Below are 18,613 nucleotides of genomic sequence, written 5' to 3'. Positions count from 1 at the left end.
GGGCGCGCTACTTGAGCTTGGGCCGCTGCCCCTGGACGATCGTCTCCTCTTCCTCCTCCTCGACGTCCGGCTCGTCGGGGAGGTGGACGTCGTTGACCGCGATGTTGACCTCGACGACTTCCAGGCCGGTCATCCGCTCGACCGCGTCGATGATGTTCTCCCGTACCTGGCGGGCGAGTTCGGGGATGACCACGCCGTACTCGACGACCAGGGCGATGTCGATGGCGGTCTGCTTCTCGCCGACCTCGGCCTTGATGCCGCGCCCGATGCTGGACTTCCCGCCGGGCACCCGGTCGCGCATCGCACCGAAGGTCCGGGTCAGGCCGGAGCCGAGCGCGTGGATGCCGTTGATCTCACGGGCGGCCATACCGGCGATCTTCTCGACCACGCCGACGGCCAGCGCCGTGCGGCCGCGTTCGCTGACCGGCTTGCCGCTGTCGGTCGCGGCGGACGGGCCGTGGGTGGCGGACGGGCCGTGGGCGGCGGGGCCGGCGGCCGGGGCGTTGCCGAGGTGCTTGTGCAGGGTGGCGGGCGTCGGAGTGTCAGGCATGAGGGGCACATCTCCCGTCGTACGGCTCCAGCTATATCGCAAATCCCCCCAACTCTGGCATTTCGCCACGATTCGCGCCCGCCGGAAGCACCCCCGGGCACCGCCGGCCGGACCCCCGGAACGCCGAGGGCCCGGCCGGGGCGCTCCCCCGGGCCGGGCCCTGCCACGCGAGGCGTGCGGTCAGTCGCCGATCCCGGCGAGGTCCCGCAGGCGGCGGGCCTGTGCCGCCCGTTCGGCGGAGCGCTGCTCGTCGAAGGTGCGCCCGGAGGCGCCCTGGAGCAGGGCCTTGGTCTCGATCACGGCGTTGCGCGGCGCGGCCAGCAGGGCGGCGGCGAGGTCGCGGGCGGCGGCGTCCAGCTCCACGCCGGGGACGGCCAGGTTGGCCAGCCCGATGGCGGCGGCCTCCTCGGCGCCGACCCAGCGGCCGGTGGCGCAGATCTCCAGCGCCCGGGCGTAGCCGACGAGTTCGGTGAGCGGCTTGGTGCCGGCCAGGTCGGGGACGAGGCCGAGCGAGGTCTCCTTCATGGCGAACTGGACGTCGTCGGCGACGACCCGCAGGTCGCAGCCGAGGGCGAGCTGGAAGCCGGCGCCGACGGCGTGGCCCTGGACGGCGGCGATGGAGACCAGGTCGGGGCGGCGCCACCAGGTGAAGGCCTGCTGGTAGAAGGCGATAGTGTCGTCGAGCTCCTGGTCGGCCGCGCCGGCGAGCTGGAGGAAGGTGGGCTCACCGGGGATGCCCTCAGCGGTGAACATGGCCCGGTCCAGGCCCGCCGAGAAGGAGACGCCCTCCGCGCGCAGCAGGACGACCCGGACGGCGCCAGGCAGGTCACGGCCGGCGGCGGCGAGGGCGCGCCACAGCGCGGGCGACTGGGCGTTGCGCCGCTTGGGCTGACACAGGGTGACGACGGCGAGCTCGCCGTCGATCTCCAGACGGACGCCGTCCTGCTCCCAGCTCGGGGCCTGCGGGTCGGTGACGGGCGCGGTCATGCGGGGACCTCCGGTGGCGAGGGGCTTGGCTACCGGAGAGTAACAAACCTGGACGCGCGGCGGCAGACCACCGGCCCGGAAAGATCCACGGGCCCCGAACGCCGGGGGCGGACGACACCCCGGACATGACGATCGGCGGCCGGTCCACTCGACCCGAGGGCGGACGATCGATGGTCGTCTCCTCGGTCGACACCCTGCCGCCGCGTCATCCAGCCATGAGCTGATGGACCGTCAGGAACCGGCCCCGGCGGTTGCCTTGTTCTTGCCCCGCGTGGCACCACCGCGGCCCCGGAGAATGACTCCGGACTCGCTCAGCATCCGGTGCACGAAGCCGTACGAACGACCGGTCTCCTCCGCGAGAGCGCGAATGCTCGCCCCGGAGTCGTACTTCTTCTTGAGATCGGCCGCGAGCTTCTCACGCGCGGCACCGGTCACCCGGCTGCCCTTTTTCAGAGTCTCGGCCACCCGTGCCTCCTCGTAGCGTTGCTCGGTCAGATTCCCATGATCACCCATCCACCGCGTCCTGGCCACCCATTCGACGAGGTCGATGTCGGGAATGCGCGGTCCTGCGGTGGTGATCCGAGCGCATCAGGGCGCTTACGTAGAGTGCACGCCCCCGGGCGGATTACGCCGTCCGCCGCGAAAGAGCTGATCAGCAGCGTCGGCCCGACCACGATCGAGTGGCGGGCCGACGGGAAGTCCTTAAACGGAATCCGGGCTTTCTTCATTCCCGGACACGCCGTAAGTACTAGTTTTTCTGGTCCGAAAAACGGAGGTCGCGTCTACGTCCGGTTAGGCCAGCGAGACCAGATCGGCGTACGCCGGGCTCCAGAGGTCCTCGACCCCGTCCGGCAGCAGGATGATCCGCTCCGGCTGGAGCGCGTCCACGGCGCCCTCGTCGTGGGTGACCAGCACGACCGCGCCGGCGAACTCGCGCAGCGCGCCCAGGATCTCCTCACGGCTGGCCGGGTCGAGGTTGTTGGTGGGCTCGTCGAGCAGCAGCACGTTGGCGGAGGAGACCACCAGGGTGGCCAGCGCCAGGCGGGTCTTCTCACCGCCGGAGAGCACCCCGGCCGGCTTCTCGACGTCGTCGCCGGAGAACAGGAAGGAGCCGAGGATCTTGCGGATCTGCACCAGGTCGGTGTCCGGCGCGGCCGAGCGCATGTTCTCCAGCACCGAGCGCTCCGGGTCCAGCGTCTCGTGCTCCTGGGCGTAGTAGCCGATCTTCAGCCCGTGGCCCGGGACGACCTCGCCGGTGTCCGGCTTCTCCACCCCGGCCAGCATCCGCAGCAGGGTGGTCTTGCCGGCGCCGTTGAAGCCCAGCACGACGACCCGGGAACCCCGGTCGATCGCCAGGTCGACGTCGGTGAAGATCTCCAGCGAGCCGTAGGACTTGGACAGGCCGCTGGCGGTCAGCGGGGTCTTGCCACAGGGGGCCGGGTCGGGGAAGCGCAGCTTGGCGACCTTGTCGTTCATCCGGACCTGCTCCAGACCGGAGAGCAGCTTGTCGGCGCGGCGGGCCATGTTCTGCGCGGCGACCGTCTTGGTGGCCTTGGCGCGCATCTTGTCGGCCTGCGCGTTCAGCGTCGCGGCCTTCTTCTCGGCGTTGGCCCGCTCGCGCTTGCGGCGCTTCTCGTCGTCCTCGCGCTGCTGCTGGTACTGCTTCCAGCCCATGTTGTAGACGTCGATGCAGGAGCGGTTGGCGTCCAGGTAGAAGACCTTGTTGACGACCGTCTCGACCAGCTCGACATCGTGCGAGATGACGATGAAGCCGCCCTTGTAGGTCTTCAGGAAGTCCCGCAGCCAGACGATCGAGTCGGCGTCCAGGTGGTTGGTGGGCTCGTCGAGCAGCAGCACGTCGGAGTCCGAGAAGAGGATCCGGGCGAGCTCGACGCGGCGGCGCTGACCACCGGAGAGGGTGTGCAGCGGCTGGCCGAGGATGCGGTCCGGCAGGCCCAGCGCGGCGGCGATGGTGGCGGCCTCGGCCTCGGCGGCGTACCCGCCCTTGGTGAGGAACTCGGTCTCCAGCCGGGCGTACTTCTTCATCGCGTTGTCCCGGGTGGCGCCCTTGCCGTTGGCCATCCGGTCCTCGTTCTCGCGCATCTTCTTGAGCACGGTGTCGAGGCCGCGGGCGGAGAGGATGCGGTCCTTGGCGAGGACGTCGAGGTCGCCGGTGCGCGGGTCCTGCGGGAGGTAGCCGACCTCGCCCGAGCGCGTCACCGTGCCGGCAGCGGGCAGGCCCTCGCCGGCCAGCACCTTGGTCAGCGTGGTCTTGCCGGCGCCGTTGCGCCCGACCAGGCCGATCCGGTCGCCGGCGGCGACCTTGAAGTTCGCGGACTCGATCAGGACCCGGGCACCGGCGCGCAGCTCAAGGGCGTTGGCGGAAATCATGGCGGGAACTACTCCTGGGACGTGGGCGGGCGGCCGGGCGGGGCCCGGGGCCGGACAGCGGGAAGGGGCGTCGTCGGTGGTCGGCACAGCGCACGGGGCGGTGCCGCGCGCCCGCTATTGCCCGGAGAAGTCAGCCATGACGGCAAGTCTACCGGGCCGCACGGGAACCCCCGGGGCTACCTCCCCGGGGTACCGGCGGCCGGCGCTACTGCTGGGGCTGCGTGGACGGCTGGTCGCCCGCGGGGGCGTCCTGACCGGCCAGGGCGTCCGGCACCGGGTTGTCCGCGGCCGGGCTCGCCGCCGGGTCGGTGCAGCCGCCCTGCGGACGGACCGCGGCGAACGGCACCGTCGGGCTGCCGCAGGCCGCCTCGGGCGCGGCCGCCTTGGTGTCGAACACCCGGGCCGGGACGATCGGACCGTCCGTGATCAGCACCCGGCTGCCGTCCAGCGCCTTGATCGACGCGGCCGGGCCGGTGTTCAACTGCCAGCCGCTGCTGTCCAGCCGGTAGCCGCTGATGCCGCCGGAGACGGCCAGCCCGGCACTGTTGGTGCAGCTGCGCGGAACGAGCACGGCGTACTCGGTGCCGACCGTGCGCAGCGGGTCGTAGACGCAGTTGCCGGGCGGCTTGGAGTTGTAACGCAGGTCGCCGTCGGCGTCGCGCAGGCCCATGGTCAGGTTCGGGGTGACCACGGCCACCCAGGCGGAGGCGCCCCGCGGGACGGTGTGCAGGGCCGCCGCGGCCCGCTCCCGGGCCAGCTCCTTGCGCTGCTCCTCGGTGCGCTTGTCGGCGCCGGGCTCGCCGTCGCCGCGCAGCCAGTCCGCCAGGCCGGGCACCGCCCGGTGCCAGCGCACCTCGTGGTCGCCCGGGCGCACCGAGGTGATCAGGCCGTCGTCCCAGACCACGATGGCGTTCTCCCCCGCCATCGACAGGTACAGCGCGGTGGCGCCCTCGCGGCGGTAGGACCAAGCCTGCTCGCCGCTCTGCCGGTGGAAGGCCTCCAGCCCCGGGCCGACCTTCAGGTCCAGGTCGGCCGCGCTCAGCGACTGCGAGTTGACCGGCGTGGCCTCCGCGTCGCCCGGCCCCGCCACCCGGTCGCCGAACGGCACCGGCTTGTTGGCGTGCGCCGCCGCACCGGCCGCAAGGACCAGCATCACCGCCAGGGCAGGCAGGATCGAGCGGGGGGTCAGTACACGCAGCGGCTTCGGGGACACGGCCGGAGCGTACCTTTCGGCGGGCACGGGAGTCAGCCCGGAATCGCCGCCGGTCCGGACCGCGGACCGCACGCCCGGACACGTGCGCCCTCCCCGCGCACCCACCCGCCCACCTGCGCCGTCGGGGCCGCGGCCGGACCGCCGCCCGTTCCGGGGCCGACCGCCCGGGCCCGACCGGACCGTTACAGAGCTGATACACGGAGCGCTCCGCCGGCGGCCGTTGCGGCAGACGGCGTTCGAATATCGCCCACTTTAGGGTGACATTCGGCTTTTCCGACGCGCGCCGGGCCTACTGTCGGCGAGCGGAGCGCCACGGTCCGTCCAGTGCGCCCCCGCCCCGAGACGCCCGGAGGAGAGACCATGCGATACGGCCGCCTGACGCTGGCCGCCGCCGCCCTGCTGCTGACGGCCACGGCCAGCGTCCCGGCCGGGACGCCGCTCAGCCAGACCGAACGGCACGCCCTCGCCTCGGACGCCTTCGAGCCGCGCGGCGCCGCCCCCCGCCCGCCCGTCCAGCGGCCCACGCACGAGCCGCCGTTCGGCGCCTTCGTCGGCTCCTGGGACAACTACATCCCGCAGGTCGGCCGGTACGCGAGGTGGCTGGGCGACGCCAACCTCCAGGTCGGCCACACCTATCTGGCGGGCAACGGCTGGGCCGACGTCGAGGGCGAACCGGTGGTGCTCGGCATGTGGTCGCAGTGGCGGCTGGCCGACCCGTCCCGGCTGCTCGTCCTCGGCGTGCCGATGCTGGTGCCCAACGAGGCGAACGTGCCGGACGGCGAGGTCGCCAAGCTGCTCGCCCAGGGCGCGCGCGGGGACTTCGACCGGCACTTCCTGCAGCTCGCCCACCGACTGGTCGCCCTCGGCGGCACCGACACCGTGCTCACCCTCGGCTGGGAGATGAACGGCGTCACCTACACGCACCGCTGCAAGCCCGACCCGTCCGCGTGGAAGGTCTACTGGCGGCGGATCGTCGGCGTGATGCGCTCGGTGCCCGGGCAGCGGTTCCGCTTCGACTTCGCCCCGACCCGGGGCCTGGACGCCATCCCGTGGACCAAGTGCTACCCCGGCGACGACGTGGTCGACATCATCGGCATGGACAGCTACGACCAGCCCGCCGGGGCCACCTTCGACGACTACGTGCGCGAGCCGTACGGGCTGCAGGACCAGGTGGAGTTCGCCGCCAAGCACGGCAAGCCGGTCTCGTACCCGGAGTGGGGACTGTTCCGCAACGGCGACAATCCCGAGTTCGTGCAGCGGATGGTCGAGTGGATGCGCACCCACGACACCGCCTACCAGACCGTCACCGACTACTGCCCGCACGGCTTCTTCCAGTGCGACCGCAACCCGCGCTCGGCCGCCCGGTTCAAGCAGCTGATGTCCAGCTCGAAGGGGGCGCCGGCGGTCGTGCCGACGGCGCCCCAGGTGCCCACCGCGCCGATCGCCCCGCCGGTGGCGCCGAGCCCGCCCAAGCCGCCGAGCCTGCCCGGGGCGGCGAGCCCGGCGCCGAGCGCCTCGCCGAGCCCGGCTGCGAGCCCGGCCGGGGCCGGGACGCCCGCCCGGCGCTGAGCCCGGGCGGGCTCCGGTCAGCTGCGGCGCCGGGCCAGCAGGGCCTCCTTGAGGCGCGGGAAGCGCGTGCGCAGCACGTGCACCGCCTGCTGCCGGGCGCGCACCGCACCGGCCTGGACGGCGACCGCCGGCGCCGCCCCGGCTGGACCGAACAGCAGGCGCTGGTTGGGCAGTTGGTCCGGCCGCCAGCGCTGCTTGTACGGCTCCTGGCCGCGCAGCAGGCCGAGTACCGGAACGCCTGCGCCGACCGTCTCGTCCAGGGCCGCGCCGAACAGCAGCCCGGCGATGTCCAACCGCTCGCGCAGCACCGGGTGCGCGCCGTACATGTACAGGCCCCCGAAGGACGGGCAGAGCAGCAGCAGGTTCACCGCGACCAGTTCGCCGTCCAGCCGGAACCGGTGGACGGCGGCCTTGCCGGTGGCGACCAGGCCGGTGGTGGACTCGGTCAGGTGGCGGGCGAAGCGCTCGGTACGGTGCTCCGCGGTGACACCGCGCTCCTGCCACTGCAGGAAGTGCAGCCGCAGCAGGTTCTCCACCGCCTCCGGCACCTCGGCCACCGGTGTCGGGCTGACCTGCACCCCGACCTCGGCGATCTTGCGCAGCTTCACCCGGCTGCGCTGGGCGGTCTTGCCGGGCACCCGCTTGAGCAGCCGGTCCATCGGGACGGCCGGCAGGTACTGGCAGAGCGAGTCCTGGTAGCGGCGGCGCCGGCCGTGCCAGTGCTCGTACACCCGCTGCACCGCCGCCTCGGGGTGCACCTCGCGCAGTTCCAGCGAGTGCCACGGGCGGGTGAGCGGGAGGGCGGCCGCGAACTCGGCGGCGGCCCGGTCGGCGCAGTCGTCGTCGAGCAGGACGTCGGAGTAGTCGACCAGCCCGGCGCCCAGGGCGGTCAGCCCGCCGAGCAGGCCGCCACGGCGCATGAAGGCGCCCGCGCCGACCAGGAGGCCGTCCCGGCGGACGAGCACCACCAGCAGGCCGCCCGGGCTGCCGTAGTGGCGCCACCAGGAGCGCTGCCAGGCGGCGGCCTGGAAGAAGGTGGCGGTCCGGCAGCGGCCGGCCAGGGCGTCCCACTCCTCGGCGAGGGTGTCCAGGGCGTCGTCCTCGCGGCGCAGCTCGGTCGTCCAGCCCGACGCCGCCGACCGGGCCGGGAGGCCGGTGCGCCGGGTCTCGGTGCTCATCGTCCGCTCCCGGTGGCGGCCTTCTCCTTGGCCGGGGGCTCCTCCGCGGCCCCGGGCTTCCCCACCTTCTCCGCCTTGGTCCCCTTCTCCGCCTTGGCCGTCTGCGCCGTCTGCTCGGCCCGCTCGGCGGCGGGCGGCTCCTCGGTCCGCGGCCGCGGGGCGGTCGGCGTCGCCGCGACCGCCGGGGTCTCCGCGGACTCCGGCGCCTCCCGGGCCGCGGTCGGGGCGGCGGCCTCGACCCGGCGGCGGGTCATCATCACCAGGGCCCCCACCAGCAGCCCGGCCGCGCCGCCCACTGCGACGTCCAGCTTGGCGGACGGCGTGGTCGGCCGGTCCGGCTCGGCGGCCGGCGCCAGCGTCACCAGCCGGACGTCGGTGTCCTTGCTGCTGGCGTTGGCGAAGGAGACCAGCGAGCGGGCCACCGCGTCGGCGGTCTGCGCGGCCTCCTGGGGGCGCGTCCCGGTGCCGGTGATCTCGATCATCGGGGCGTCCGGGGAGGTGGTCCCGTGCACCAGGGACTCCAGCCGGGCCCGGGTGTGGCCGGTCTCGGCGGCCGCCACCGTGAGCACCTGCGGCTGGCCGGCCAACCGCCCGTACGCCTGGGCGAAGTTGGTCGCGATGGCGGCCTCCCCCGGGTTCTGCGGCACCACGAGGACGTAGGCGCTGGCCGCGTACGAGGGGTGCGAGACGACGGCGTACCCGGCGCCGGCCGCGGCGCCCAGCGGCACCGCGAGCGCCACCGGCCACCAGCGGCGGACCAGACGGCGGGCGCTTCGGCGCGGTGTGGTCATGGGTGTGACTCCTTGGGTATGGAAGGGCGGATCCGGCGGCGGCGGCCGGTCAAGCGCGGGCCAGCCGGTCGTAGAGGGCGCCCAGGTCGGCGGCGACCCGGGCGATGTCGTAGTGGCCGACCGCCGGGGGGTGCGGCAGCGGGTCGGCGCTGTGGTCGTTCAGGTGCCGCAGGTCGCGCAGCGCGGCGACGTACGCGGCGGCCTCGGACGGGATCCGGCGGGCCTGCGGGGCGGCGCTGGGCGGCAGTTCGTCGAGCGCCGGGCAGGAGCTGTGCCGCACCGGCAGACCGGCTGCGAGGCCCTCCAGGACGCCGAGGCCGAAGGTTTCCTCGGTGGAGGGGGAGGCCAGCACGTCCAGGGCGGTCAGCAGGTCGGGCACGTCGTCGCGCTCGCCGGTGAGCACCAGCCTTTCCCGGACGCCGAGTTCGGCGGCCCGGTGCTCCAGCGCGGCGCGCTCCGGGCCCGTGCCGACCAGCACCAGCCGGGTGGCCGGGTCGAGTTCGGCGAGGGCCTCCAGCAGCACCTCGAAGCGCTTGCCAGGGACCAGCCGACCGACCCCGCCGACCACCCAACTCCCCTCCGGCAGGCCGAGTTCGGCCCGCAGGCGACGGCGGGCGGCCGCCCGGTCGGCGGCCGGGCGGCGGTAGCGCGCGGTGTCGATGCCGTTGGGGATCAGCTCGACCCGGCTCGGCGGGACGCCCCAGGAATACAGGGTCTGGGCGACCTGGCGGGAGACCGCGACGGTCGTGCTGCCGAGCCGCTCGGCCGCCAGGTAGAGGCCCTTGACGCCGCGGGTGACCGGGCGGCCCTCGATCGCCCCGGCGTGCAGCGAGTGCTCGGTGGAGACCACCGCGCGCACCCCGGCGAGCCGGGCCGCCAGCCGGCCGTACAGCTGCGCCCGGTACAGGTGGGTGTGCACCAGGTCGTAGCGGCCGGAGCGGACCAGCCGGACCAGCCGTGGCAACGCGCCCAGGTCCCGGTTGCCGCGCATGCCGAGGTGGTGGACGGTCACCCCGTCGGCGCGCAACGCGGCGGTGACCGTGCCGGGGTTGGTCAGCGCGACCACCTCGCACTGCTGGTGCGCGGGCAAGTGCCGCAGCAGCAGGTGGAGTTGACGCTCGGCACCACCCGAGGCGAGACCGGTGACGATGTGCAGGACCCTCATGGCCGGTTCCCCCGCCGGAACACCGGGCGGCTTCGGCGCAGCTCGGTGACGGTGTCGCGGAGCCGGTGCCGGCCGCGCTTGGCGCGCAGCCGCCAGGCGCCGTCGCGGTCGCCGACGTAGCAGCGGGGCAGCGCGAAGAGGCCGGTGAGCGGGGAGTGCCCGATCGCACAGGCGTAGTCGTAGCCGGCGTCGCGGACGGCCTGGGTGGCGGGCAGGTCGACGGCGCCGTACGGGTAGCAGAAGCCGGCGACCGGGCCGCCGACCACGTCCTCCAGGAGGCGCCGGCTCTCCCGGGTCTGCACCGTCAGGACGTCGATCGGCAGGCCCGGCAGCGCCTGGTGGCCGAGGCCGTGCGAGCCGATCTCCCAACCGGCGGCGGCGAGTTCGGCGACCTCCTGGACGGTGAGCAGCTGCTTGCGCGGCCCCTTGGCGTCCCAGTCGTTGTGCCGGCCGAGCAGGTCGGCGACCACGTACGCGGTGGCGGTGAAGCCGTACGCCTGCAGGATCGGTACGGCGTACCGGGCGAAGTCCGCGTAGCCGTCGTCGAAGGTCAGGCCGACCAGTTTGTCGTCCCGGCCGGCGGTGCGGGCCCGCATCAGCTCGCGGACGGAGACGCCGCGCCGACCGCGCCGGTGCAGCCAGGCGATCTGCTCGGCGAACCGCTCGGGGCTGACGGTCAGCCGGTACGGGTCCTCCTTCTCGACCGCCACCGAGTGGTACATCAGGATCCACGGCGAGGAGGCGCCGGGGCCGGGCGGTTCGCCGACCGGGTGACGGCTCCTGGGCAATCGCGCCTTCGGCCCAACGGGGTCGGCGAGCGGGATGTCGCCGCGTGGTGCGGCGGCGACCGGCACGGCCTGGCGGCGGACCCCCGCCTGGGTCGAACGGACGGTTCCCCGTTCATTGTCCATGGGGAAGCTTCCCTTCATCGGCGACGGTTGGCGGGTTCAGGGCCCGGGCCGCGGCGAGGACCGGACCGCGCACCTCACGCGCACCGAGACCGGTGCCGAGGGCGGCGAAGGCCAGCGCAACGGTGAGGCCCCCGAGCAGGGTCGAGAGCAGGGGGTCGGCGGCCAGGCCGGCGGCGGCGGCGCCGAGCACGGTGGCCCCGGCGGCGGCGGCCGCCAGCCGGCCGTGTCCGCCGAGCACCCGGCGCAGCCGCAGCGGGATGCCGCGCAGCAGCAGGCCGTGCAGCAGCAGCGCGGCGGCGGCGGTGATGCCGGCCGCGTTCCCGGCGGCGAGCCCGAGGGCGCCGAAGCGGGGGGTGGCGAGCAGGCCGACCGTGACGGTGACGCCGAGTCCGAGCAGCATCGCGGCGACCGGGTACCAGTCCAGCAGCCGGCGGCCGCCGTCCTCGGTGCCCGGGTCGTCGGCCCGGCGGACCACCGGGCGCAGCGAGAAGTACGGACGGACTATCACGCCGATCAGGGCCTGAGCGGGCAGGCCGAAGCTGTAGACCCGGATGACGGCGGCGGTGGCGGCGGTGTCCTGCGGGCCGAAGGCGCCGCGCTGGAACAGCAGCGAGACCACCGAGGGGGCGCAGGCCATCAGGAAGGCGGTGCCGAACAGGACGACCGCCGCGGCCTGGCCGAGGTCCTTCTCGACCCGGTCCCGGGCGGCGGTGAGGTCCCCGGCCGCCAGCGCCCGGGCGACCAGCGGGAAGGTGACGGTGCAGATCAGGATGCCCGCCGTCATGGCCAGTTGGGAGACCTTGGCGGCGTAGTTGAGGTGCGAGATGGTGCCGGGCGGCAGCGCCGAGCCGAGGTAGCGCTCGACGAAGACCTGCGACTGGCGGGTCAGGGTGAACGCGGCCACCGGCAGCAGCGCGAGCGGCATCAGCACCAGGGCCTTGCGGGAGCGCCGGGCCCGGCCCGCGGTCGCGCCCCGGCGCAGCCGGCGCAGGAACGGGCCGACCAGCAGACCGGCCATCAGCAGGCTGCCGAGCGCGACGCCGAGGGCGGCGGAGCGCACGCCCAGGAAGGACTGGCAGCCGAGCAGCACGGCGAGGATGCCGAGGTTGTAGGCGACGTAGATGCCGGCCGGCGCGGTGAAGCAGTGGTGGGCGCGCAGCGCGGCGGCGAGGTAGCCGGCCACGCCGAACGGCAGCACGGTGATCGCGGTGATCCGGGTGCAGGCGACGGCGAGGCCGGGGTCGGCCAGGCCGGGGGCGAGCAGGTCGACCAGCTCCGGGGCGCCCAGGGCGACGGCCAGCGCGAGCCCGCTGAGCGCGAGCAACAGCCAGGGCAGGGTGGCGCGGACCAGCTGGCGGACCGGGTCGGGGGCGTCCGGGTGCTCCTCCCGCAGCACCAGGGCGAGGGCGAAGGCGGGCACCATGAGGAAGGACATGGCGTCCTCGATCAGCAGCGGCGCGGCCGTCTCCGGTACGGTCCAGGCGACCAGGAAGGCGTCGGTGCCCTGGTTGGCGCCGAAGTAGCGGGCCAGCAGCAGGTCGCGCAGCAGGCCCAGGCCGGAGCCGGCGGCGCTGAGGACGGCGGTGATGCCGAAGGCCTTGGCGAGGAAGCCGCGCCGGGGGGCCGGGCCGGGCCCGGGTCCGGCGTCGCCGGCGGGGGCGCTGCGCGGGGCGGGCACCGCGGAGGTGAGGGCCGGCTGGTCGGTGGTCATCGCGGGTCGGCCTCCGCAACGCAGGCCCGGGCGGCGAGGCCGAGGACGACGGAGGTCAGCACGGTGGTGGTGCCGCCGATGTCCGCGTACAGGAAGTCGATCAGCACCCAGGTGAGCAGGGCCAGCGCGGCCAGGGCCGAACCCCGGGAGTGGCGCAGGCAGCCGAGCAGCAGGCCGAGGAAGAGCGCGGCGTAGGCGACGATGCCGATCAGTCCCTGCTCGCTGAGCACCAGGAAGTACATGTTGTGCGGGGAGAGCAGAGGTTCGCGCTGGAAGCCGATGGTGGAGTCGGCGGCGTCGCTGCCGGAGGAGAGCCGCAACGGGGCGTGGCTGTCGCGCAGTTGCTGGAAGGCCTTGGGGCCCGCGCCGTGGACGGGGTGGTCCTGCCAGATCCGCCCGGCGGTGGCCCACAGGTCGTAGCGGTCGGAGACGGACTGGTCGGGGGCGGCGGAGACGGAGCCGATCGAGCTGAACCGCTCGGTGACACCGGAGGCGCCGAGGCCGAGGCCGCCGACCAGGACGACCGCGGCGGCCAGGCCGAGGACGGCGCCGCGGACGGCGAGCCGGGCGTCGGCGCGCAGCAGCAGCACGATGGCGGCGGCGCCGGTGGCGATCCAGCTGCCGCGGCTGAACGAGACGGCCAGCGGGAAGGCCAGGAAGGCGGCGGAGGCGAACATCGCGCGACGCAGCCGGGCGTCGCCGCCGGGGCGGCGCTCGGCCAGGGCCAGGGCCAGGGCGGCGAGCAGCCCGTAGCTGACGACCGTGGACATCGCCATGATGTCGAGGGCGCCGAAGGTGCCGACGGCCCGGATCGGCTGGCCGGCGTAGGAGGCGCCGGTCCGGGTGAGGTACTGGTTCGCACCGACCAGGCCCTGGATCAGTGCGGCGAGCACGAAGGAGCCGAGGACCAGCCGCTGGTCGACGCGGTCGCGCAGCGAGCAGAGCACCCCGGCCGGCACCAGGACGAAGACCTGGGTGAGCCGGACGAAGCCGGTCAGACTGGTGGCCGGGTCGATCGAGCCGACGGTGGCGACGGCGGCCGCGACCACGATCCCGCCGAACAGCACGCAGGTGGCGCGGCTGACGGCGGGCAGCCGCCCGCGCAGCAGGTTGAGCGCGGTGACGGCGACCAGGGCCAGCGAGGCCACGTCGGCGGCGGTGACGTGGACGGCGGCGGTGACGTCCTTCTCGCCGGTGGGCACGCAGACCAGCAGGACGGTCGCGGCGGCGAGCAGGCTGGTCCGGTCGGCCAGGACCGCACCCGCCTTCCGTAAGGCCGGCCGCGGGAAGGCGGGGAGGGTGAGGGCCACGCGGGTCAGCTCCCGTCCGGGTGGAGCATCAGGGCCGCGGTGCGGCACAGGATCTTGACGTCCTGCCAGAAGCTCCAGCTCTCGATGTAGCGGTTGTCGAACCGGGCCCGGTCCTCGATCGAGGTGTCCCCGCGCAGGCCGTTGACCTGGGCGAGGCCGGTGAGGCCCACCGGGACGCGGTGGCGGTCGGCGTACTCGGGGTGGGCCTGGCCGAACCGCATGACGAAGTAGGGGCGTTCGGGGCGCGGGCCGACCAGGCTCATGTCGCCGCGCAGGATGTTCCACAGCTGCGGCAGCTCGTCCAGCGAGCTGCGGCGCAGCAGTCGGCCGACGGCGCCCATCCGGTGGTCCTGGGAGATGTTCCAGCGGGTCGCCGACTCGTGCTCGTTGCTCGGGCGCAGGGTGCGGAACTTGAGGACGGTGAAGATCCGGCCGTCCAGCCCGGTGCGCTGCTGGCGGAAGAGCACGCCGGGGCCGGTGTCGAAGCGGACGGCCAGCGCGCAGAGCACCAGGACGGGGGCGAGCAGCAGCAGGCCGAGCCCGGCGGCGGTGACGTCCAGGGCGCGCTTGGCGACCCAGCCGGGACGGCGCATCGCCGGGCGGCCGACCCGCAGGCAGGGGAAGCCCCACAGGTGGTCGCCGCCGGTCACCCGGCTGGTGGGCAGCGAGCCGTACTCGCGCAGCGCGGGCACCAGCCAGACCTGGCAGCCGAGCCGGACGGCGTCGCGCAGGGCCGCGGCGGTCTCGGCCTCGTCGGCGGCGCCGGCGGTGGCGACCACGTGGTGGATCCGGCGCCTGCGGACCTCGCGCTCCAGCACCTCGCGGCCGCCGAGGACGGGCAGGTCGGTGTCGCCGGCGAGCAGCGGCGGGTCGGCGTCGAGGAAGCCCACCGGGCGCATCCCGTACTCGCCGCGCTCGCTGAGGGCGGCGGCGACCCGGCGGCCGAGCCGCCCGGCGCCGAGCACCAGGACGGGGCTGGGGCGGCTGCGGCGGATCCGCCGGACCAGGTGGTAGAGCACGACGCGGCCCAGGGCGGCGATCAGCAGCTGGACGCCGAGCAGGATGGTGAGCCGGGCCGGGGTGGCCGGGCCGCAGTCGGGCCAGCGGCCCTCCAGGCAGCCGGCCAGGGTGACGGCGAAGGTGGTGGCGACCACGGCCCGGACGGCCAGCGCGGGCAGTTCGTCCAGGACGGACAGGGTGAGCCGGGTGCGGTAGAGGCCGCCGGTCAGGTTGAGGGCGAGCAGCACGGGCAGGACGGCGGCGACGCCGAGCAGCGGCGTGAGCGGGACGGTCGGGTCGACGGCCCGGTTGGCGAGGCCGGTGGCGGTGCAGAGTGCGATCGCGTCGACCTGGACCAGTGCGAGCGGCAGCGCGATTCGGGAGCGGACCGCCCGGGGGGGCCGGCGGGGCGCTGGCACCGCCCGGGTCTGGGCGGATCCGGCCGGTCGGTCGAGCAGCCCGGTGCCGGGCCGCCGCGGGCCGGACAGGGGGCGACCGGATCGCGGCACGCTGTCGTGGTCAATGGTCATCAGCGCACGAACTCCCCTGCTGTGTGCCCGGGGTGACGGCGCCCCGGCACCGGTTGGCGCGGAGCGGCCGTCCCGGCCCGGTGGGCGCGGTCCTGACAGCACCTGCTGCCGCTGGCGGCTCTCGGTTCTCTCGCGCAGGGCCCGGCCGCGAAGGACTCGGTCACGACGGATCCGGTCGCGAAGGATCCGGTCGCGAAGGGCTCAGCCGCGAATTTCCGGTGTGAATTGAAAACGAAGCAGGCAAAATCCGACAATACAGAACCGGGACACACGGGCTGGAAGGTGACTTGCCATTTCATTCCAGCCGCCCATTAATAGGTATTTCGGATTTTACGCCTCTTCCTCATCCGGTTGAGGGTGCGAATACGACAGCGCCGGATCGGCGGGCATTCACGGCATGTGAAACGATCAGATCCGCTCTGGGACACGGGCCCGGCGCCGTCCGGCCGCCGGTCCGGCGCCGAGCAGATGGCGGTACAGCGCGTCCACCTGTTCGACCACCGTGCGGACGTCATGCCGGGCGACCACGTGATCACGCAGTCGTGCACCGCGCCGCTCGCACTCGATCGGATCGGACAGCGCTTCCGCCATTCGGGTGGCGAGCGCGGCCGCGTCCTCGGGCGGCACGACCGCCTGCCCCCGCTCGGCCTGGGGCAGGCACTCCCGGGCGCCCGGCACGTCGGTCAGCAGCACCGGGCGGGCCGCCGCCATCGCCTCCAGCGGGGCCAGCGCCATGCCCTCCCAGCGGGAGGGCAGCACCACCAGGTCGGCCGCCGCCAGCCACGGGCGTGGGTCCGGCACGTCCCCGACCAGCCGGACCCGGGACGGCTCGGCCGACTCCCGGACCAGGTCCGCCACCCGCCGCTCCTCCGGCCCGCCGCCGATCAGCGCCAGCCGGGCCTGCGGCACCGTCCGCAGCACCTCCGGCCAGGCCGCGAGCAGCACGTCCTGGCCCTTCTGCCGGCACAGTCGGCCCACACAGACCGCGAGCGGGGCGTGCAGGTCCAGACCCAGCGCGATCCGGGCGGCCCGGCGGTCGGCGGGCGCGTAGTGGCGGACGTCCACGCCGTTGGGCACCACCGCCCAGTCCGCGCTCACCCCGGCGGCCACGCCGTCGGCCCGCTCCTGGACGCTGACGCAGAGCAGGCGGTGCGCCCAGCGGCTGGCGAAGCGCTCCCAGTGCAAGGTGGCGGCGGCCAGCGGGCCCTCGACGGCGGCGAAGGACCAGGCGTGCGGCTGGAAGACGGTCGGCACCGCGCCGCGCACGGCCAGCCGGCCGGCCAGCCCGGCCTTGGCGCTGTGCAGGTGGACCACGTCGGGCGCGGCCGCCCGGACGATCCGGCGCAGCCGCCAGGCCTCGGTGACGGTGCCCGCGCCGGGCGAGCGCTCGGCGGGCCAGTCCTGGACCAGTGCGCCCACGGCGGTGGCCTCCTCGGCCAGCCGGCCACCGCGCGGACAGGCCACCAGCACCCGGTGGCCCGCCTCGCGCTGCCCCCGGACCAGATCGACGACGACGCGGGCGACTCCGCCGTCCACCGGCTGTGAAATGTGAAGGATCGTCATATGCACGGCGGCGAGCCTAGGGTGGCTCCCCCATGCCGGGCGGCCCCCGTCACCCGGAGGTGGCGGGCCGTCCACCCGTACGGCTTTCCGCTCGCATGGGTGGACGGGCTGCTCGAATTCCCGGGCGAATTACCGGGGGGAAATGCGGGGCCCGCCGGATCTCCACGGATCCCGGCGGGCCTCGACGGGTCCCGGAGGAGGTCAGCGGACCTCGGCGGCCAGGTTCGCCAGCACCTGGTCGTGGATCCGGTTCAGGCCCTTCGGGGCGAAGGTGCGCTCGAAGAAGCCGCCGATGCCGCTCGCGCCCTGCCAGGTGGCCGAGACGGTGACCTTCGACCGGCCCTCACCGGCCGCCGAGACGGTCCAGGTGATCACCATGCTGGAGTTGGCGTCCTTCTCCACCAGCTGGTCGGGCTTGGGCGCCGAGACGGTGAACAGGCAGTCCCGCACGCGCTTCTCGGTGGCCTGCAGCTTCCAGTGCACCTGGGTGCCGGCGCCGGTGCCGCCGACCCGGACCTCGTACTCGCTGTACTGCGCGGGCAGCAGCTTCGGGCGGGTCACCTGGTAGTCGGCGAGCGCCTCGTAGACCCGCTCGGGGGCGGCGTCGTAGTCCCGCTCGGTGGTGGCCTGCACCTGTCCCATGACCTTGCTCTCCTCGTCTGGTGGTCTTCCGGTCTCACCGGCAAGCCAATCACAGCGCCGGAGCCACAACCCTCCGGGGCTCGCAGCCGGCCGGACGGCCCGCCGGGGCGGAGGGAACGGAGGGATAGGGTGGCCGATGTGCTCGATCTGGTGACAGCAGTGCGCTACGTCGACCCGCTGCGCTCCGGTGGCTCCGTCCCCGGCGTGGTGGAGACCGACGACCTGGGAACGTACGTGGTCAAGTTCACCGGCGCCGCGCAGGGCCGCAAGGCACTGGTCGCCGAGGTGATCGTCGGCGAGCTGGCCCGGCGGCTCGGCCTGCGCGTCCCGGAACTGCGGCTGGTGGACTTCGATCCGGCGGTCGCCGCGGACGAACCGGACGCCGAGATCCAGGACATGCTGAAGGCCAGCGACGGGCTCAACCTCGGGATGGACCTGCTGCCCGGCGCGCGGGACTTCCGGCCCGGGCTGATCCCGGTGGACTCCGCCGAGGCCGGCCGGGTGGTCTGGCTGGACGCGCTCACCGGCAACGTCGACCGCACCGTCCACAACCCCAACCTGGTGGTCTGGCACGGGCGGCTCTGGCTGATCGACAACGGCGCCGCGCTGATCTTCCACCACCGCTGGGCCACCGCCGAGGCGGCGGTCGGCAAGCGGTACGACCTCAGCGCGCACGCCCTCGGCGGCTCGGCCCCGGACGTCCGGCTGGCCGACGAGGAGCTCGGACCGCTGGTCACCGTCGGCCTGCTGGAGGAGGTGCTGGCGCTCGTCCCGGACGCGTGGCTGGCGGACGAGCCCGGCTTCGACTCGGTGGACGCCGTCCGGCACGCCTACGTCACCCACCTGGCCGCCCGCGTGGTGCTCTCCGGGCAGTGGCTCCCGGACGGCTTCGCCACCCCCGAGCAGCTGCGCGAGGCCGAACGGCGCCGGGAGGCCCGGATGCGGGCAGGCCGGCCCGCCTGGCTCCAGGAGGTCCCGGACCTGCACGGCAAGCCCTCGGTGGAGACGGTCTGGGACCGCCACGTCGAGTGAGCGCCGGGCCCGACCCCGGGAAACGACCGGGGAGCGGACCCCAAGGCCCGCTCCCCGGCTCAGTGTTCAGG

16 protein-coding genes are annotated in these 18,613 nt (G+C 74.4%); 2 read left to right on the top strand and 14 right to left on the bottom strand.

The annotated features are described in order from the left end of the window. Window positions 1-7: 7 nt before the first annotated feature. The 5 genes from P3T27_RS14515 to P3T27_RS14495 form a co-directional block, all read right to left on the bottom strand. Window positions 8-550 carry an Asp23/Gls24 family envelope stress response protein gene (locus tag P3T27_RS14515; protein WP_280678245.1) on the bottom strand — a complete coding sequence of 181 codons (543 nt, stop codon included), beginning with the start codon at window positions 548-550 and terminating at the stop codon, window positions 8-10. A 180-nt stretch (window positions 551-730) separates the two neighbouring features. Beyond that, window positions 731-1,537, bottom strand: a complete 807-nt coding sequence (locus P3T27_RS14510) for an enoyl-CoA hydratase/isomerase family protein (protein ID WP_280678243.1) — start codon at window positions 1,535-1,537, stop codon at window positions 731-733. 231 nt (window positions 1,538-1,768) lie between these two features. Then, a complete protein-coding gene (locus tag P3T27_RS14505; protein ID WP_030059940.1) occupies window positions 1,769-2,002 on the bottom strand; it encodes a helix-turn-helix domain-containing protein in 234 nt (77 codons plus the stop codon). A 327-nt stretch (window positions 2,003-2,329) separates the two neighbouring features. Further along, window positions 2,330-3,928: an ABC-F family ATP-binding cassette domain-containing protein gene (locus P3T27_RS14500; RefSeq protein WP_280678239.1), complete on the bottom strand. Its 1,599-nt coding sequence runs from the start codon at window positions 3,926-3,928 to the stop codon at window positions 2,330-2,332. Between the two features lie 205 nt (window positions 3,929-4,133). Beyond that, window positions 4,134-5,141, bottom strand: a complete 1,008-nt coding sequence (locus P3T27_RS14495; protein WP_280678237.1) for a hypothetical protein — start codon at window positions 5,139-5,141, stop codon at window positions 4,134-4,136. A 360-nt stretch (window positions 5,142-5,501) separates the two neighbouring features. On the opposite strand from P3T27_RS14495, the gene P3T27_RS14490 reads away from it, so the two are divergent. Beyond that, window positions 5,502-6,710 (top strand): glycosyl hydrolase, encoded by a 1,209-nt coding sequence (locus tag P3T27_RS14490; protein WP_280678235.1) that lies wholly within the window; start codon window positions 5,502-5,504, stop codon window positions 6,708-6,710. A 17-nt stretch (window positions 6,711-6,727) separates the two neighbouring features. On the opposite strand, the gene P3T27_RS14485 is transcribed toward P3T27_RS14490, so the two are convergent. From P3T27_RS14485 to P3T27_RS14445, 9 genes are all read right to left on the bottom strand, one after another. After that, complete coding sequence (locus P3T27_RS14485) at window positions 6,728-7,888, bottom strand: GNAT family N-acetyltransferase (protein ID WP_280678233.1); 1,161 nt, start codon at window positions 7,886-7,888, stop codon at window positions 6,728-6,730. Further along, complete coding sequence (locus tag P3T27_RS14480) at window positions 7,885-8,679, bottom strand: Wzz/FepE/Etk N-terminal domain-containing protein (protein ID WP_280678231.1); 795 nt, start codon at window positions 8,677-8,679, stop codon at window positions 7,885-7,887. The genes P3T27_RS14485 and P3T27_RS14480 overlap by 4 nt, the downstream gene beginning before the upstream one ends. 49 nt (window positions 8,680-8,728) lie before the next feature. After that, the gene (locus P3T27_RS14475) at window positions 8,729-9,844 is read right to left on the bottom strand and encodes a glycosyltransferase (protein ID WP_280678229.1); all 1,116 of its coding nucleotides are present in this window, start codon (window positions 9,842-9,844) and stop codon (window positions 8,729-8,731) included. After that, window positions 9,841-10,755 (bottom strand): polysaccharide deacetylase family protein, encoded by a 915-nt coding sequence (locus tag P3T27_RS14470; protein WP_280678227.1) that lies wholly within the window; start codon window positions 10,753-10,755, stop codon window positions 9,841-9,843. The genes P3T27_RS14475 and P3T27_RS14470 overlap by 4 nt, the downstream gene beginning before the upstream one ends. After that, entirely contained in the window at window positions 10,745-12,466 is a 1,722-nt protein-coding gene (locus P3T27_RS14465; RefSeq protein ID WP_280678225.1) for a lipid II flippase MurJ, read from the bottom strand. Before P3T27_RS14465 ends, P3T27_RS14470 begins: the two co-directional genes overlap by 11 nt. After that, window positions 12,463-13,776: an O-antigen ligase family protein gene (locus P3T27_RS14460; protein WP_280678223.1), complete on the bottom strand. Its 1,314-nt coding sequence runs from the start codon at window positions 13,774-13,776 to the stop codon at window positions 12,463-12,465. The genes P3T27_RS14465 and P3T27_RS14460 overlap by 4 nt, the downstream gene beginning before the upstream one ends. A gap of 5 nt (window positions 13,777-13,781) precedes the next feature. Continuing rightward, window positions 13,782-15,305, bottom strand: coding sequence for an exopolysaccharide biosynthesis polyprenyl glycosylphosphotransferase (locus P3T27_RS14455; RefSeq protein ID WP_280678221.1), 1,524 nt, complete (start codon window positions 15,303-15,305; stop codon window positions 13,782-13,784). A 408-nt stretch (window positions 15,306-15,713) separates the two neighbouring features. Beyond that, a complete protein-coding gene (locus P3T27_RS14450; RefSeq protein ID WP_280678219.1) occupies window positions 15,714-16,868 on the bottom strand; it encodes a glycosyltransferase in 1,155 nt (384 codons plus the stop codon). 201 nt (window positions 16,869-17,069) lie between these two features. Next, window positions 17,070-17,510: an SRPBCC family protein gene (locus P3T27_RS14445; protein ID WP_280678217.1), complete on the bottom strand. Its 441-nt coding sequence runs from the start codon at window positions 17,508-17,510 to the stop codon at window positions 17,070-17,072. A gap of 138 nt (window positions 17,511-17,648) precedes the next feature. Between P3T27_RS14445 and P3T27_RS14440 the strand changes: the two genes are divergently transcribed. Then, window positions 17,649-18,542, top strand: a complete 894-nt coding sequence (locus P3T27_RS14440) for a HipA family kinase (RefSeq protein ID WP_280678342.1) — start codon at window positions 17,649-17,651, stop codon at window positions 18,540-18,542. Window positions 18,543-18,613: the final 71 nt, after the last annotated feature.

The organism is Kitasatospora sp. MAA19 (assembly GCF_029894125.1).
GTDB lineage: Bacteria > Actinomycetota > Actinomycetes > Streptomycetales > Streptomycetaceae > Kitasatospora.
This window is presented reverse-complemented; position numbering and strand designations above follow the sequence as displayed.